Raw genomic sequence first — 17491 nt, 5'->3', positions numbered from 1 at the left:
TCAGTACACCGAAAAATTTCGTAAATCTGCACTAGCAGTCATTACGGCAACAACAGTAAGTTTATTTTCCTCTACCACAGCGATGGCAGCAGATATGTCAAATGGTGCAGATAATTTCTATCAAAGCAGTCAAGTCAACATTCAGAAAGTGACTTTTAAGAATCAATACAATATGGAAGTAGTGGGTAATTTGGTGATCCCTAAAAACCTTAAAAAAGGAACAAAATCACCTGCAATTGTGATTGGTCATCCAATGGGTGCTGTCAAGGAACAAAGTTCCATGTTGTATGCCCAAAAATTGGCGGAGCAAGGTTTTGTTACCCTTGCAATTGACTTGCCATTTTGGGGTGAAAGCGAAGGACAACCTCGCAATGTCGTTGCTCCTGACATCTATAGTGAAGCTTTTAGTGCAGCAGTTGATTATCTGGGCACCCGTGATTTTATTGACCGTGAACGTATTGGTGCCTTAGGGATTTGTGGTAGTGGTAGTTTTGTTATAAGTGCCGCAAAAATTGATCCGCGTATGAAAGCAATTGCAACCGTGAGCATGTACGATATGGGCGCAGCCAATCGTAATGCATTGAATCACTCTCAGAGTTTAGAGCAAAGAAAACAGATCATTGCGACCGCTGCCCAGCAACGTTATGTGGAATTTACAGGTGGAAAAATAGAATATACCAGTGGTACAGTGCATGAACTCACTACCGAAACCCACCCAATTCAACGTGAGTTTTATGACTTCTATCGTACGCCACGTGGGGAATTTACACCTAAAGGCGCTGATCCTAAAGCAACCACACATCCAACGCTTACTAGCAACATCAAGTTTATGAACTTCTATCCATTTAATGACATAGAAACGATTTCTCCTCGTCCAATGCTATTTATTACGGGTGATCAGGCACATTCAAAGGAGTTTAGTGAGGAAGCCTATAGACTGGCTGAACAACCTAAGGAACTGTATTACGTTAAAGGGGCTGGTCATGTGGATTTATATGATCGTGTCAATCTGATTCCATTTGATAAGCTGGCTACTTTCTTTAACAGCAATTTGAAATAGACGATCTGAGCAGATGAGAGGAAAAATTCAATATTTTTCCTCTCATAAAACTGGATGATACAATCCTTATCTATTCTCTAAACCAGCCAGCAACACATATTTAATTTCCAGATAATCCTCAATGCCATATTTAGAGCCTTCACGTCCCAGACCTGACTGCTTGACCCCACCAAACGGCGCGACTTCATTGGACAAGATTCCTGTATTCAGTCCCACCATGCCGTATTCCAGCGCATCGGAAACACGCATTGCCCTGCCTAAATCCTGAGTGTAGAAATAGGATGCCAGGCCAAACTCGGTATCATTGGCATAGCCCACCACTTCTTCCTCAGTTTCAAATTTGAATATCGGTGCCAAAGGGCCAAAGGTTTCTTCTTTGGCTACTTTCATGTCAGCCGTAACCTCTTTGACAATGGTTGGTTCAAAGAACAATTGGCCCAAAGGATGGGGTTTTCCACCCAGTACTACCTGAGCGCCTTTGCTGACGGCATCCTCAATATGTTCTTCGATTTTATCAATAGCGTTGCTGTCAATCACAGGTCCAAAGTTTACTCCAGCCTCCAAGCCATTGCCGATCTTGAACTGTTTTACCGCCTCAGAGAGTTTTTCTATAAACAGGTCATAGATGCCTGACTGCACATAAATACGGTTGGCACAGACACAGGTCTGACCTGCATTACGGAATTTGCTGGCAATCGCGCCTTTTACCGCAGCATCCAGATCGGCATCATCAAACACAATAAACGGTGCATTGCCACCCAGTTCCATCGACACTTTTTTAACCGTTGAGGCGCATTGGGCAATCAGTTTTTTGCCTACTTCGGTTGAACCTGTGAAACTAAACTTCTGCACACGCTCATCGGTGGTCAGCACTTCACCAATTTCGGTGGAACCACCTGTGATGACGTTAAATACCCCTGCTGGAATACCTGCACGCAAGGCAAGCTCTGCAATCGCAAAAGCAGATAATGGGGTTTGCGAAGCTGGACGAACAATGATGGTACAACCTGCCGCCAACGCTGGCGCAACCTTGCGGGTGATCATGGCATTCGGGAAATTCCACGGCGTAATTGCAGCACAAACACCAATCGACTGTTTATTCACCAAAATTTTCTGGTCTGGGGAATTGGCAGGAATAATATCGCCATACACCCGTTTGGCTTCTTCGGCAAACCATTCGATATAGGCTGCACCATAAGCAATCTCACCTTTGGCTTCACTCAAGGGCTTACCTTGTTCCAAAGTGAGAATATAAGCCAGATCATCCTGATGCTGCATAATCAGGTCAAACCACTGGCGTAAAATTTTACTGCGTTCCTTGGCACTTTTTTTACGCCACAAGGGCAATGCCTGTTCAGCCGCCGCAACCGCCTCCAGCGCTTCCTGTTTGCCCATTTTGGGTACAGTACCAATGCTTTCACCTGTCGCGGGATTGGTCACGCTTAGGGTCTGACCAGAGATTGCATCCTGCCACTGACCGTTGATCAATGCTTGTGACTTTAATAAACCGTGATCATTCAACTGTGCCATATTCTTGTTTCCCTATTGTCAAACATTGAGCTTCTCTTATTTTTAACAGCAATCCTGACTGATTCAAGTGACCTTTAGTGAAACTTGCTGCCCAAACACCTGAAATTGATATTGCCCTGCCTTTAAGTCTATCGGGCGAATGATAGAGCCTGTGAGAATGACCTCACCTGCTTGCAGGCTTTTATGCTGTGCCAATAAGGTACGAACCAGCCATAAATAATTACGGATGGGCTGATCTTCTGGCTGGGTGGTGACAATCACTTCCACATTAGCATGTTCAATCAAATGGTTAATATCCAGTTCAGTGATAGATACATCCACTTCATCTCCCAGCACATAAAACTGGGCTGCGGAATTGTCCGCCAGAAATTGCCCCAGATTAAATTGCCAATTGAGCCAGCGAGTATCAGCAATCTCAATGGCAGGGCGGATTGACCCCACTTTTGCCAGCAACTCGGCATCGGTACAGTCAGCAGTGCTGATGGTTTCCTTTAAAATAAAGGCCAATTCAACTTCCAGTTTAGGCTGATACAGTTGGGCAAGTTCGATACAACTGTCATTTGCCAGTTGCATATCAGCACAAAGCTGTCCATAAACAGGCTGTTGCAAGCCATATTTTGCCTTGGCAAGAGCTCCTGACAATGCAACTTTCCATCCAGATACTGTGCATGCAGTTTCATGGCAATATTGCTGAATCAACTGGGCCTGAATCTCATAGGCCTGATCCATTTCAGCCGATTCAAACTCCGTTGCATCCAGACAATGTCTGGCAATACGGGCATCCAGCAAACGATGTTGCAACTCGGTTAATTGATCAACTGACATGCCAGTTTCTCCAGTGTTTCCTCAAGTTTCTCGATCGAACAGGTCGCTGCAATAAAACGATCAGGACGGACAATCACCACTTCATCACGGGCATTTTCAAACCAGTCTTCCAGTTTACGCTCCACATCCTCGACACAAATGACCTGATCTGAAGCTGTTAAAGGCTGGTTGCGGTTCAAGCCACTTTTGGCACGGTTGACCTGAATAAAACGGGTGTTGCGGCTTTGCCAGAACTGGCGGGTTTGCTCAGAAAGTGAGGACAATGGGTCTTTACGGAATGCGATCACCGCATACCATTGACCAAGGATTTCATCAAACTTCAGCTTATGTGCTGAATGATCTTCCACCTGTGGCTGAATAAATATTTTCCCCACCACATCGGTGTCCCTGACATGCGGACGTGGATGATAGACTAGACCTTTATGGATAAATGGTTTTGGCTTGAACTTAAACTCAACCAGATGACTACGCAGCGCATCCACATTGTTAAAGGCCTGAAATAACCAGTCCCGTACCCCTGCCATCAATGGATTAGTCAAGCCCAGTACCATGCCCATATTATCCGCCAAAGCAACCAGCTCTGTGGCGTGGGTACGACGTTCATCGTCATAGCTGGCAATGATTTTTTCCGAAGCATAGCCTTTTAATACCGCAGCCAGTTTCCATGCAATATTGCCGACATCACGAATGCCTGAATTGAGTCCTTGTCCTGCCCACGGTGGGGTGATATGTGCCGCATCACCAATCAGGATGACCCGCCCATCTACAAAACGATTGGCAACCCGTGAGTTATGCGTATAGGCACGGATACGGATAATGTCCAGTTCATCCACTGCATCGCCAATATGATTACGGATCAGTTGACGAATGTTGTCTTCCTTGCACATGCTTTCTTCATCTTCACCCTCAAACAGCATAAATTCCCAGCGACGCTGCTGGTAAGGCAGATAGATACAGACGAATGGACGATCTGGATCAGCATGCAGGGCGGTATAAGGCGCATCCAGCGAATCATGGGCGGCATCGACCACAATCCATTTATGTGGATGGGTCAGACCATTCAATTGTATGCCGACTTTTTTACGGACACTGGAACGCCCACCATCCGCACCAATTACATACTTGGCAGAAATCTGGTAAATGTCGCCATTCAGGTCTTTCACCTCAATGGTAGCCTGTGCATCAGTCTGGGAGATCTCCAGCATTTCATGGCCTGAACGCAGCTCAACATGCGGGTATTGCTGCAACATCTCCCTCATAGATTTTTCTAAAAGCTGCTGCATAAAGATGTTTCGCATTGGCCAGCCATAGTCGGCAACAGAGGGTTTGACCTCGGCAAAACAAACACCACGGGCATTGTAGTAGCGCAATGGCACATTGTGGATCATGTCTTTCACCACTTCATTCGCCACACCAATGGTTTGCAATACACGCAGGGCTTCATCATCCATGCCCACCGCACGGGGATAAGGCAAAATGTCTGGATTCATTTCCAGCACAATGCTCTGAATTCCATACATGCCCATATAATGCGCCAGCGCAATACCGTTTGGCCCACCACCTACAATGACAACCTGTGTTTGTTCCTGCTTCATGCCTATTGCTCCATTCCTTTTGTCTTTGTGCCAGCTAAGCCAGTTGATTTAAAAAATCCTGTACCGTCTGGTTGAACTGCTCAGTTTGATCATCATGGACATAATGCGATGCGCCCGCAATTTCCACCGCCTGCACATGATGTTTCTTTGCCCTGATTTGCTTAAGCGTCTGAGCAGACAGAAAATCAGACAGGCCACCTTTGATGAATAAGGTCGGACAATTCAAACTTTCAACCGCAGGCCACAGGTCAATCGAGGGAAAAGTCAAACGTGCCTTGGCAATGCCCTCCTGATCATGTCGCCAATGAATCTGTCCCTGTTTTTCCACCAAAGTGTTTTGCAGGCGGGATTGAATGCCCTGCCCGTCAATCAGTGGACGCAGCTTTTTCCAGAATGCAGCAGCCTCATCCCATGCCTTAAATGATAATGGTGTGGTCTGCATTTCACGGCGGATTCGCTCCGCACCATCGCCCTGTATGGAAGAGCCAGGCCCAATATCCTCAACAATCAGCGCCCGCACCTGTTCAGGATGTAAGCGGGTAAATTCAAGTGCATTGGTGCCTCCTAAAGAGTGGCCCAACAGAATGACCTGATCAATGTTTAATTCTGCCATCAGGTCTTCAAGGTCATGCACATAGTATTCCGTCTGGTAAGTGGAATATTCAGCCCAGTCGCTTTGTCCACGTCCCCGTTGATCCAGTGCCACCACATAAAAGCGTTCTGCCAGCAATGGTGCAAGCAGATGCCATGTGGCTGCATAGGAGCGTAATCCATGCAACATGATGATGACAGGCTGTTCAGGTTGTCCCCAGCTTAAATAATGCAGTTTTAGCCCACTACGATTTTTAAAAAAATGACTTCCTGTTTGCATAATGTCCTGCCTTGAAATTAATTAAGTCAGCTCTGTTGTAAATCTATTGAAAATAAATACAGATCTTTACGGAGTCGTGCCGAGTTCTTATCCAATTTCAGGATTAGCCTGCGGCTCGCCCTACTTTTCTTTCGGGAAAAGTAGGCAAAACCATTGTCATCCGCAAAACTCGTTGACTACCGTCAGCTCACTTAATCAATCGCAGAAACAACACGCTATTAATAAAGTCCTGTCTCAAACAATTGCGGATGACGTTTCCGAGTATCATATTTCTTGTCAAACTCAGGTTCAGTTAATGATGAAAATTGGCGTTTTAATTCAAACCATCTTCACCCTTGATTTCAGATGCCTGTAACCCCCCTAAACGGGCATGTAAGCGTCCACGGGTGGCAAATGCCCAGATCACGATAATTTCATCGTTATTTGGTGCATCATTAAAGGACAGGGAAAAGCTGTCATAGTGTGAACGTACATACAGCGCATCTTTATGGGCCAGTGGCACATCAATAATCGTGCCTGCCACACCCCGTTTTCCTGTCGATGGCACCCATGACTTACCGCCGCCAATCGCTTCCCGTACAGGGTTAGCCGCAGGATTGGTCAGGAAAGCATTACCATGTTCATATTCGCTGTTCATACCAACCAATATCGCCTTGCCATAACTTTCAATGGCACGCCCCTGTGCCAAAGCCTGTATACGGCGACCAAATTCCCGACCCAGTTCAGGTGATTTCTCAATCAGTGTATTCAGGTCTTGCTGGAATTGACCTGCAAACGGATTATGAATGGCAGCAGCAACCGCATATTTATAAATTGGTTCACCATCTGCCAGCACACCAGTTTCATTCGCCAGCGTTTCTTCTACAAAGCTGTACCATTTACGGATATGGTAATGTTCAAAATTTGCTTGTTTCATATCGGAACCGTTTAAAAAATAGGTTTAATTTCAATCGGGTTGCTTGGCGCACCCGCATCATGAAAAGCCTTGATCGCCTCGGCATCGTCATGAATGGTTTCTAAAAAGAATTCCAGACGATTGCCATCAGGGTCATTGAAATACAGGCCATTTCCCACCGCATGATCTGTGGTCTTGACCACCTCAACGCCTTTCTGGATCAGCATGCCATGCAGTTTTTGCAGGGTTTCAAATGTGCCCTCGATTTCCAGTCCATAGTGCTGTAAACCCAGTCCACCCTGCTGTGCATCAGGCGCAGCCTTGATCAGGGCAATGTCATGGTGCTTGATCCCAAAACTCATCATCACCCATGCAGGCCCTCGTGCATGCTCAACCATACCCAGCACATCGGCATACCATTTGGCTGATAATTCAGGGTCACGAACAAACAATGAAAGATGGGTACGTAATACCTTGATTTGCATCTCGTTGCTCCCTTTATTTTTGAATCACCGACTGATGCAATGCCTTGATTTCAGTCTGTGCTGGTGTCCATAACACATCAGCAATTTCACTAAATTCACGCCATTGCTTGACCCAGCTATTGCCACCATTTTCACTGACAAATAGATGACCATATTTGGTGCCTGCAATCACCTGCTCAGGGTTATTAAAATTCTGCTGAATTGCCCAGACACATGAGTTGGGTTGCTGCGGTAATGGCAACACTTCCCATGTGGCAGCCGCATCTTTGGACACCAGAATCTTGCTGGTGGTACCTGGCGTACCATCGGAAATACTTAGATACACCCTGTCCTGTGTTTGATGATGTGCTGACATGGCCCGAATGTAGTACAAACCAAATTCTTCCTTGGCAATAATCCCTGTCCATGTCTGACCATCATCGAAACTGCGGTACACCGCATTGACACAGACCACCACCACCACTTTTTGACCGTGATTTGGCAATACCGCAATGGTATGAACGTCGGAGTTAAAGTCCCAAAGCAGGCGGTCATCCAGTCGCTGCCATGTTTCGCCACCATCTTGTGAGTGAAACAAGCCACCCTCTTCCAGACCAAACCAGATTTTATTGGCATCGGTTGGGTCATAGGCAAAGGCCAGTAGACGGGGACGGTTTACTCCTTCACAGAACTCTGGAATTTCAACAGGTGCCCGATCCCAGCTCTTGCCACCATCCAGCGTCCGCCATAGCACTGCACGGGAGGGTGCGCCTGTCCCCACAAAGATTCTTTGTCGATTTTTCGGGTCAACCGCAACTTTCCAAACGGTTTGTCCATTAAATGGCGTATCCATTTGCTCCCATTTACCACCACAGTTATGGCTGACACACAGACCAATATCCGTGCCTGCATAAATGATTTCGTGTTGCTCAGGGTCTTGTGACAAAGAACGGCTAATGGCATCAAACTCCAAATCCTGTCCGACACCCAGACGGTGCCATGACTTGCCATCATCGCCACTACGGATGACCGCCTGACCAACGGTGGCAACCAACCATGTTCCATTTGACATAACCGTTCTCCCTTAGATAAAGATGCCACGTGTCAGGCCACCATCAATCCCGATGGATTCACCCGTAATCGCTCCCGCTTTAGGCGAGGCAAGGAAACCAATCAGATAGCCCATTTCAATCGGGGCAAGGGTGCGGCGGATTGGCGTATTCTCAATATAACCCTGACGCACCTGTTCAGGCGTTTTGTTCTGCTTCACGCCCTCACGTTCATACAGTTCCTGAATATGCGGCGTATCCACTACCCCAGGATGAATCAGGTTAACCGTAATGCCAGATGGCCCAAGCTGATCAGATAGGGTTTTGGTCATATGGGCAATCGCAAGGTTACGCATACCCGACATCACCTTACTGCCACGACCTGTTAAACCACCAATATTAATCACCCGACCAAAGCCACCCTTTTTCATGTGTGGCGTAACGGCCTTGGTACAACGGAAATAACCGATAACTTTGGTATCCAGATCACCCAGCAATTCATGGTCTTCGGCATGTTCAATATCATTGCGTACCACGCCTGACGGTGCCGCAGCGCCATTGACCAGAATATCAATACGGCCAAAATGCTGCATGGTTTGATCGACCATACTTTGTACCGTCTGCATATCCGTGGTGTCACAGAATAATGGCAACACCTCATTACCTGTTTCAGCAGAGATTTCCTTGGCCGCCTCTTCCAGATAGCTCATACGACGGGCACAGATCACCACTTTACAGCCTTCCTGTGACAGGAAACGGGCAACATCCTTACCAATGCCCATGCCACCGCCAGTTACAATCGCCACTCGGTCTTTTAGCTCTAAATCCATGTTTTAATCCTTTTCTCTATGTTCTGATTAGTACAAATTCACACATACGTTTTTGGTTTCGGTATAGGCTTCAATCACATCATGGCTCATTTCACGGCCCCAACCTGACTGTTTATAACCACCAAATGGCGACACTGGATCAACCACGTTATAGCAATTCACCCACACCGAACCCGCTTCAAGCTGTGCAGCAATGCGGTGTGCCTGAGACAGGTCCTGCGTCCAGATGCCTGCCGCCAGTCCATAAATTGAGTTATTGGCGCGCTCGACCAGTTCGTCAGTATCTGACCAGCTCATCACGGTCAGGACAGGGCCAAAAATTTCTTCTTTGGAGATACAGGCTTTCTCTTCACGATCAAGGAAAATGGTCGGTTCAAGGTAATAGCCCTTGTCAAAGCCATCTGGACGCTTGCCGCCTGTCAGCAACTCTGCCCCATCCGCCAAGGCCTGCTCGATATAGCGGTTGACTCGGTCATATTGACGTTCAGATACCAGTGGCCCCATGGTGGATGCTTCATCCAGACCATTGGCAATCTTCATGCCCTGTGCCTGTTTACATAAACCATCCAGTACCTCATCCAGCACCTTTTCATGTACATACAGACGGGAACCTGCTGTACACACCTGACCCTGATTGTAGAAAATCGCCTGCGCTGCCCCTGGAATCGCCTTGCTGAGGTCAGCATCAGGTAAGATGATGTTTGGTGACTTACCCCCCAGTTCCAGCGTGACACGCTTCATATTGGAGGTCGCCTGCTGGGCAATCGCTTTACCCACCATGGTTGAACCTGTAAATGCCACCTTATTGACATTCATGTGTGCACTCAGCGGCTGCCCCACATCAATACCCATGCCTGTCACCAGATTGACCACACCTGCTGGGAAGCCCGCTTCTTCAAAAAGCTGCATCAAACGCACCGCAATCAGTGGGGTTTGCTCGGCAGGTTTTAGAATGGCGGTACAACCCACCGCCATGGCAGGTGCAAGCTTCCAGATACACATAGTCAGTGGAAAATTCCACGGTACAATCAGGCCACACACGCCCACAGGATCACGCAAGGTATAGTTCAGGAATGCGCCATTTGGTGCGCCCGAAACAGGCACCTGACGGCCCTCGACCTTGGTGGCAAAGCCTGCAAAGTGACGCAGGATATGCGCTGCCGCACCACACTCATGGCGTGAATACAGCAATGGCTTACCATTATCCAGTGTCAGGATTTGCGCCAGTTCCTCAGTATGTTTTTCCACCAGATCCGCCAGCTTAAACAATAATCTGGCACGGGTGGCTGGAATCTCATAACGCCACGTTTTAAACGCCTTGTTGGCAGCATCCACCGCCAGGTCAACATCGGCAGCATCACCTTTTGCCACATGCGCAATCACCTGCTGGGTGGCTGGATTTTCAACCTCAAAGGTCTGCTTGCTCACTGCATCGACCCATTGACCACCAATAAACAATTGCGTTGGTTTGGATAAAAAATTATGTACTTCTGGAAAAACCGTATTTAAAGCCATGTTGAATACCTCATAATTCCATTACGATTAGGTGGGGTTGCATTGATTGATTGGTTCGGGTCAATGCCGCTTGTAATTCCTGGTTGGTTCGGGTCACGGTAGACGCAAGCCCATAGGCCTGTGCCAATGCCGTCCAGTCGATTTTAGGTTGATTCAATTCTGTTAAGGATAATGCCGTTTCACTAAATTTCTCTATGCCAAAGCGTCGAAGCTCATTCTGTAAAATGGCATAACGGTGGTTGGCCGCAATTAAAATCGTGATCGGCAGATTTTCACGGGCAATACTCCATAATGTTTGAATGGTGTACTGCGCGCTACCATCTGACTGTAAACAGAACACACGATTACCCCGTTCAGCCAGTGCCGCACCAAAGCCCGCGGGGATGCCCTGTCCAATGGCACCACCTGTATTGGTAATGACACGATGTTTGACTGCATCATTGGAAGCGGTAAAAAATGGATAACCACAGGTTCCACCCTCAATGGATACAATACAGTCCTCAGTTAAACTGGCAGCCAACACTTTGGCAATGGAGGCTGGACTGAGTTCAGCCTGTGCAGGTGGCAACTCGATGGCTTTAGACGGAGCAGCAACAAAGGCTGGGGCATTCAGTTCATCGGCAAGTGCATTCAGTGCCGCAGGGACATCCTCACCTACATTCGCCAAATACAGTAAATGGTCGGGTTCCGCCAAACGAGATGGCAAGCCCTCATAACCAAAATAACTGATCGGGTCAATCACACCTGCACAAACCACATAATCATACTGTTCCAGCACTTCAATGGCCTTTTCAGGGAAGTACGGCAAACGGTCCAGATCAGGCAAGCCACCGCCACGATGGCTAATTCGTGGGAATGTTTCAGCAAACATCTTGATTCGATCCAGATTTGCCAAACGCCCTGCCGCTTTCAAGCCCTCTTCGTTTACGCCAGTATCACCGACAATAAACACCAGAGATTTACCCTGTTGATATTGCTTGGCAACCTCTTCAACCTGAGTGGCAATAAAATGGCGTTGTGGGGCAGCCACATGGAATTTTTTACCCAAGTCCTGAATCTGTTGAGCCTGAAAATCCATTGGTAAAATTAGGGTGGCAATTTGTCCCTTGGCTTGCCAGGCCGCTTTCATTGCATCCTGCAAATCATCACCGATACTGTTGGCATTGCGGGTCATACGCACCCAGCCTGACACAGTTTTCGCCATGCTTTCAATATCGCTGGCTAACGGTGGATCATAGTTGACATGCCATGAGGCATGGTCACCAATGATGTTGACAATTGGGGTATTGGCACGGCGGGCATTGTGCAGGTTTGCCATACTGTTGGCGAAACCAGGTCCCAGATGGGTCAGGGTCAAGGCAGGTTTAGCCGCCACACGACCATAACCGTCAGCCGCCCCAGAACATACTCCCTCAAAGAGAGACAGCACTGGCTTGATTCTTGTTTCTGACTCCATCACCGCAACCATCGGAATTTCTGTGGTTCCTGGATTGGCAAAACAATATTCAAAGCCAAGTTGCGCAGCTGTTTTTACAAAGTATTCCGCACCGATCATCGCTTCCACCAAAAGTTAATTATTCCCTTATTAAGAGATTTATAAAACATAAAATTTATAATTTCAACAATTATTTTCATATTACGGGATTTTTTATATTTTTTAACATTTCAATTGACCAGACTGCATAACTGGTGAAAGATATGAAAAATAATTTGCAGTTTTAATCGAGACAATATGAATAGCAGTCTGGCCAGGATACTGAACGTACTTAACCTGTTTGGCCCTGAACAATTAGAAATTGATGCTGAACTTATCGCGCAAAAATTTGATTTATCAAGAACTTCGTCTTATCGCTATATAAAAGAACTATGTGATGCGGGATTAATTGCCAAGCGTGGGCCAGGTGGTTATGCGCTGGGTCCCCGTGTGATTGAGCTGGACTGGATGATGAGGAAATATGACCCTGTGCTCAGTACGGGCCGTCCCTATCTGGAAAATTTAAGCCAGATTACAGGCCTTACCGTTTTTGTCAGCGCGTTTTATGACAGCAAGATCATCAACACCTTTATTCTAAGCCCCAACAATGAAATGCACTTTAGCTTTGGTCGTGGGCGACCTTTACCGCTGTTCAGGGGCGCACAGGCCAAGGTTCTCACCTCTTATAGAAGCATTAAAAAAATCAGGGAGCTTTATGAGACTCAAATTTCTAAAGACCCACAAAACCCTTATTCACTTGAGGAAGTGCTGAAAATTGCCAAGACCATTCGTAAGGATGGCTACTGCGCCACCAATAACGAGTTGAATATCGGTAATATCGGGATTGCAGCGCCAATCTTTTCAGATTTTGATTCAAAGGAAGTGACTTATAGCGTCTGTGTGGTGGGGTCTGATCAACAGTTTAATTTATTGCGTCAGGAAACCATCATTGAGATTTTATTGGAAACAGCCAAAAACCTAACCAAATCCATTGTGTCCTCGCCTAAATCAGTGAATACGCCAATTGAGGTCAATGAGGAACAAATTCAACGTGAAGAGGTTGAGCATCTAGAGTAAGTAGCTGACTTCAACATAAAACTCTTGATGAAATATGATACTCGGAAACGTCATCCGCAATTGTTCGAGACAGGACTTTATGAATAAAATGTTGTTTCTGCGATACATTAAACTAGTTGCTAGTAGTGAACGAGTTTTGCGGATGACAATGGTTTTGCCTACTTTTGCCAAAACAAAAGTAGGACGAGCCTGAGCAAACCAAAGCGACTAAAGCTTTGGTATAGCGCAAGACGAAGTTGCTTATCCTGAAATTCGATGAGAACTCAGCAAGACTCCGTTAAGGCAATTTTTTTTCAATAAGTTAAAACAATATTTAAGTCGAATTCAGGTTTAGCTACGCTGAATCAATAGGTTAGCACCTTTTTCCGCAATCGCAACCGTTGGCGCATTGGTATTAGCGCTTGGGATGGATGGAAACACTGAACAGTCAATCACACTGAGCTGATCAATTCCATGTACTTTCAGGTTTAAGTCCACCACAGAATCCTGCGGACTTTGCCCCATTCGACAGGTTCCTACAGGATGATAGGTGGTTTTGCAATATTGCCGCACAAAACTTTCCAGTGCCACCACATCATCCCGTTTTACCGTGTGGTCAGGGGCAAAAACCTCGTCAATTTCATTGGACAACGAGGGTTGCTGTAGTAAGTCCAGACCGAACTGAGTGGCCCGAATCAGCCCCTGTAGATCATCTGGATGTTCCAGCAAGTTAGCCTCGATCCTAACCGCATCATCTGGGTTTTTACTACGGAGATAAAGCTGTCCCCTCGACTTAGGCCGTAAATGACACATTTTCAGGGTAATGCCATGGGTATAGTTTTTGCCCTGACCACTTGGATCATCAAACACATCCAGAACAGGCAGGAACATCGCCTGTACATCGGGACGGCCCTCATGGTTGCTATCCATAAATGCACCACCCTCCAATACACTGGAAGCAACCACACCCTCCCGAAACAACAGCCACTGCAAACCATGTTTATAGCGTTTCAGCCCTTTATCCTCACCATACAGTGAAATTGGGTGCTTGATGGTGGCATTAATCGAGGTATGCAGATGGTCGTGGTAATTTTTTCCGACTGGCAGGTCCTGCTTGACCTCAATCCCCAGACTGTCCAGATGCTCTTTCGGCCCAATGCCTGAAAGGAGCAGGATTTTTGCTGAACCGATTGAACCTGAACTGAGTACCACACCTTTTCTGGCTTTAATGGTCGTACTGGCGCCATTGATTCTGCATTCAATTCCAGTGGCCTTGCCCTGTTCCACCAGAACTTTCTCCACCTGTGTATTGAGTTGCACAGTTAATTGTGGATTCTGGCGTACCGAAGCCAGATAGGTTCTTGAGGTACTGCCACGCTCACCATTTTTGATATTGTGCTGATAAAAACCCACACCTTGCTGTGACTGTCCATTAAAGTCATTCACATAAGGCAGGCCCAGTTCCTGTCCCGCCTTGATAAAGGCACGTGTTAAAGGATGTTTGAGTCGGGTGTCACTGATCACAAAATGCCCTTGTGTACCGTGATATTCACCAGACAGGCTTTCATTGTTTTCAGATTTTTTAAAATAAGGCAGAATGGACTGAAAATCCCAGCCTGTGCAGCCATACACATCGGCCCATTCATCGTAGTCTTCAGCCTGTCCACGGAGACAAATCATGCCGTTGACGGAGCTACTGCCACCCAAAACCTTGCCCTGCGCACAGGACATTTCCCGATGATGGGTTCGGGCATCGGGTTCAGTGGTATAGTTCCAGGTGGAGTTGATCACCACGGGAATACCTGCTGGAATCTTGTAATTAAAGTCCTGATCACTGCCGCCTGCTTCGAGCAATAATACTGTTCCCTTATTCTGTTCAATCAGACGTGTGGCGACCACACAGCCAGCCGATCCCGCACCACAGACAATATAATCAAATTCCTTAACTTGCATGAGTTCTCCTTTGGACCTATTACCCGTTTCAGTAATACTTCACTCCCTAAAAAAGTGAGGCAGCCAAACCATCCTACCCACCTCACAAAGAGGAGCCACAGCGTTTAGAAATTCTTGGTCACACTGACATATAGACGGTCATCGTACATATCAAACTGGCTGTCAATATTATTGCCTACCCAGGCCAGTTCAGTGGTTACGCCCTTATAGTCACCACGTACCCCCACCTTGTAGTCGAAGTAATTGTCTTTTTTGCCATCGGGAACCGAACCTAGCTGGAACTCAGCAACGCTGTCCTGTTTGGTATAGCCCGCTGAACCAAACAACCGTACGTTTTCAACCACAGGGAAACTGTATTCTCCACTAAAGTAATACTCGTTACCTGAGCCAAATAGATATTCTGGAGAATAGTAAACTGCCGCACTCAAGTTATCCTGAGCAACCAGTGTGCCTGTGCGCTTATACATGACACCATATTCACCAAAATCAGCAGACTTACCATTGGGACTGAAATCCCCTCCTGGGTAATTCACATCCGCATAAAAGAAGTCCAGACTGTTCTTGTCATCAATACGCCATGTGTAGCCCACAATTGCATCAGCTTCCATGCTGCCGCCATTCGGTGTGGTGGCGCTTGCACCCCACAGCATCAGGTAAGCACCTGACTGATGCGCCAGAATCATCCCACCCTGTACCGATGGCTTGTGGCTCGACTTGGAAAAACCACGACTACGGTAATCTGAGGATAGGGTTAAGGTTCCATGTACAGAAAACTGATCCATAAATGTTGCTGGAGCTGATGTTCCTGTATCTGCCTGTACCGCCTGTCCACACCCTAGAGCCAGCATGGCAGCTAAAACTGAATATTTCATATTCTTCTCCTTTTCATCCTTGTTGTTTGCCTCATCAGTCCACCCTGAATGTATGTGAGGCGATGTCATCTTTGGGGTTTTAACCTATGAAAAACAATTTTTTCCATATTATGGGATTTTATATATTTAAATAATCATAAAAACAACACATATTTTTAAATATTTACACATTACGGTATTTTTCAATATTTATGCATTATTGTAATGCAAAAGGGTGCTGTATGATTGTGCAGGCTGCACCAAAATATAGAATTTTTAATTTTTTTATCGAAATATAAGAATTTTTATCTTTTTACTATTGTTTATTTCTCAATAAAGTAATATATATCCCATATTACGGGATTTTTATAAAAATAGATGGAGTTAAAAATGAAACAGAAGCAAACTGGATTTTTCTTTGATGAGTGGTGTTTCTGGCACACCACAGGCCTACATGCAACGGTATTGCCAGTCGGTGGCTGGGTACAGGCCCCATCAAGTGCAGCACACGCGGAATCACCTGAATCAAAACGCCGCTTTAAAAACTTAATGGATGTGTCTGGCCTGACCAGACAGCTGGATGCCCGTTCGGCCTCTCCCGTCACAGAGGAAGACCTATTACGTGTTCATCCCCAGCACTATCTTAGCAAATTTAAAAATCTAAGTGATCAGGGCGGTGGCTTGCTGGATGAACATGCACCGATTGGCCCTGGCAGCTACGAAATTGCCAAAGTTTCGGCAGGGCTTGCCTGTGAGGCGGTTGAAAAGGTATTGCTCGGTGAATTACAGAATGCCTACTCCCTTTCACGTCCACCTGGTCATCACTGCCTGCCCGACAAACCGATGGGTTTCTGTTTTCTTGCCAATATCCCGATTGCGATTGAACGGGCCAAAGCCAAATTTGGCCTAAACAAGGTCGCGGTGATTGACTGGGATGTACACCACGGCAATGGAACGCAACATATCTATTATGAACGGGATGATGTACTGACCATTTCCCTGCATCAGGAACATTGCTTCCCGCCTGGCTATCACGGCGCTGACGATCTGGGCGAAGGAAAAGGACTGGGCTATAACATCAACATTCCACTGTTGCCAGGCTGTGGCGATGAAGCCTATCTGTATGCCTTTGAAAGCATTGTATGGCCTGCGCTGGAAAAGTTCCAACCCGACATGATCATTGTCGCCTGTGGCTATGATGCCAATGCATTCGACCCACTCGCCCGCCTGTTACTGACCAGTGAAACTTTCCGCCGTCTGGCCGAACTGACCAAGCAGGCAGCTGAAAAGCTATGTCAGGGCAAACTGGTGATGGTGCATGAGGGAGGCTATGCGGAATCCTATGTTCCATTCTGCGGCTTGGCGGTGGTTGAGGCACTGAGTGGTATCAGAACCAGCGTACAGGACCCATGTATTGACCTGCTCAAATTACAGCAACCCAGCGCTCCCTTTAACCAGTTCCAGAAACAGCTGATTGATCAGCTTGCGCAAAAAATAAATTCAACCCCATAACTCAACGCTTC

General features: G+C 46.7%; 15 protein-coding genes. 3 read left to right on the top strand and 12 right to left on the bottom strand.

Features of this window, described 5'->3' with window-relative positions; translation table 11 throughout:
- Positions 1 to 94 precede the first annotated feature (94 nt).
- Positions 95 to 1060, top strand: a complete 966-nt coding sequence (locus QTA56_RS07355) for an alpha/beta hydrolase (protein WP_411956084.1) — start codon at positions 95 to 97, stop codon at positions 1058 to 1060.
- A 66-nt stretch (positions 1061 to 1126) separates the two neighbouring features.
- Here QTA56_RS07355 and QTA56_RS07350 read toward each other — a convergent pair whose 3' ends face one another.
- The 10 genes from QTA56_RS07350 to QTA56_RS07305 all read right to left on the bottom strand — a co-directional run bounded on the left by QTA56_RS07350 (position 1127) and on the right by QTA56_RS07305 (position 12189).
- Entirely contained in the window at positions 1127 to 2590 is a 1464-nt protein-coding gene (locus tag QTA56_RS07350) for an NAD-dependent succinate-semialdehyde dehydrogenase (protein WP_267980289.1), read from the bottom strand.
- Positions 2591 to 2653: 63 nt separating this feature from the next.
- Entirely contained in the window at positions 2654 to 3415 is a 762-nt protein-coding gene (locus QTA56_RS07345) for a 2-keto-4-pentenoate hydratase (protein WP_267980288.1), read from the bottom strand.
- Positions 3397 to 5010, bottom strand: coding sequence for a bifunctional 3-(3-hydroxy-phenyl)propionate/3-hydroxycinnamic acid hydroxylase (locus QTA56_RS07340; RefSeq protein WP_267980287.1), 1614 nt, complete (start codon positions 5008 to 5010; stop codon positions 3397 to 3399). The genes QTA56_RS07345 and QTA56_RS07340 overlap by 19 nt, the downstream gene beginning before the upstream one ends.
- 34 nt (positions 5011 to 5044) lie before the next feature.
- A complete protein-coding gene (locus QTA56_RS07335) occupies positions 5045 to 5881 on the bottom strand; it encodes an alpha/beta fold hydrolase (protein ID WP_267980286.1) in 837 nt (278 codons plus the stop codon).
- A 313-nt stretch (positions 5882 to 6194) separates the two neighbouring features.
- Positions 6195 to 6797: an amino acid synthesis family protein gene (locus QTA56_RS07330; RefSeq protein ID WP_267980285.1), complete on the bottom strand. Its 603-nt coding sequence runs from the start codon at positions 6795 to 6797 to the stop codon at positions 6195 to 6197.
- 11 nt (positions 6798 to 6808) lie between these two features.
- Positions 6809 to 7261 (bottom strand): VOC family protein, encoded by a 453-nt coding sequence (locus tag QTA56_RS07325; protein ID WP_267980284.1) that lies wholly within the window; start codon positions 7259 to 7261, stop codon positions 6809 to 6811.
- A 13-nt stretch (positions 7262 to 7274) separates the two neighbouring features.
- Positions 7275 to 8312 carry a WD40/YVTN/BNR-like repeat-containing protein gene (locus tag QTA56_RS07320; RefSeq protein ID WP_267980283.1) on the bottom strand — a complete coding sequence of 346 codons (1038 nt, stop codon included), beginning with the start codon at positions 8310 to 8312 and terminating at the stop codon, positions 7275 to 7277.
- A gap of 12 nt (positions 8313 to 8324) precedes the next feature.
- Positions 8325 to 9119 carry an SDR family NAD(P)-dependent oxidoreductase gene (locus tag QTA56_RS07315; protein ID WP_267980282.1) on the bottom strand — a complete coding sequence of 265 codons (795 nt, stop codon included), beginning with the start codon at positions 9117 to 9119 and terminating at the stop codon, positions 8325 to 8327.
- A 27-nt stretch (positions 9120 to 9146) separates the two neighbouring features.
- Complete coding sequence (locus QTA56_RS07310) at positions 9147 to 10634, bottom strand: aldehyde dehydrogenase family protein (protein WP_267980281.1); 1488 nt, start codon at positions 10632 to 10634, stop codon at positions 9147 to 9149.
- Between the two features lie 10 nt (positions 10635 to 10644).
- Positions 10645 to 12189 carry an acetolactate synthase large subunit gene (locus tag QTA56_RS07305; RefSeq protein WP_267980280.1) on the bottom strand — a complete coding sequence of 515 codons (1545 nt, stop codon included), beginning with the start codon at positions 12187 to 12189 and terminating at the stop codon, positions 10645 to 10647.
- A 177-nt stretch (positions 12190 to 12366) separates the two neighbouring features.
- On the opposite strand from QTA56_RS07305, the gene QTA56_RS07300 reads away from it, so the two are divergent.
- Entirely contained in the window at positions 12367 to 13185 is an 819-nt protein-coding gene (locus QTA56_RS07300; protein WP_267980279.1) for an IclR family transcriptional regulator, read from the top strand.
- Positions 13186 to 13515: 330 nt separating this feature from the next.
- Here the strand turns inward: QTA56_RS07300 and QTA56_RS07295 are convergent, their stop codons facing one another.
- The gene (locus QTA56_RS07295; protein ID WP_267980278.1) at positions 13516 to 15117 is read right to left on the bottom strand and encodes a GMC family oxidoreductase; all 1602 of its coding nucleotides are present in this window, start codon (positions 15115 to 15117) and stop codon (positions 13516 to 13518) included.
- A 104-nt stretch (positions 15118 to 15221) separates the two neighbouring features.
- Complete coding sequence (locus QTA56_RS07290; RefSeq protein WP_267980277.1) at positions 15222 to 15989, bottom strand: TorF family putative porin; 768 nt, start codon at positions 15987 to 15989, stop codon at positions 15222 to 15224.
- Positions 15990 to 16358: 369 nt separating this feature from the next.
- On the opposite strand from QTA56_RS07290, the gene QTA56_RS07285 reads away from it, so the two are divergent.
- The gene (locus tag QTA56_RS07285) at positions 16359 to 17480 is read left to right on the top strand and encodes a class II histone deacetylase (protein WP_267980276.1); all 1122 of its coding nucleotides are present in this window, start codon (positions 16359 to 16361) and stop codon (positions 17478 to 17480) included.
- Positions 17481 to 17491: the final 11 nt, after the last annotated feature.

Source organism: Acinetobacter thutiue, assembly GCF_030385805.1.
Taxonomy (GTDB): Bacteria; Pseudomonadota; Gammaproteobacteria; order Pseudomonadales; family Moraxellaceae; genus Acinetobacter; species Acinetobacter corruptisaponis.
This window is presented reverse-complemented; position numbering and strand designations above follow the sequence as displayed.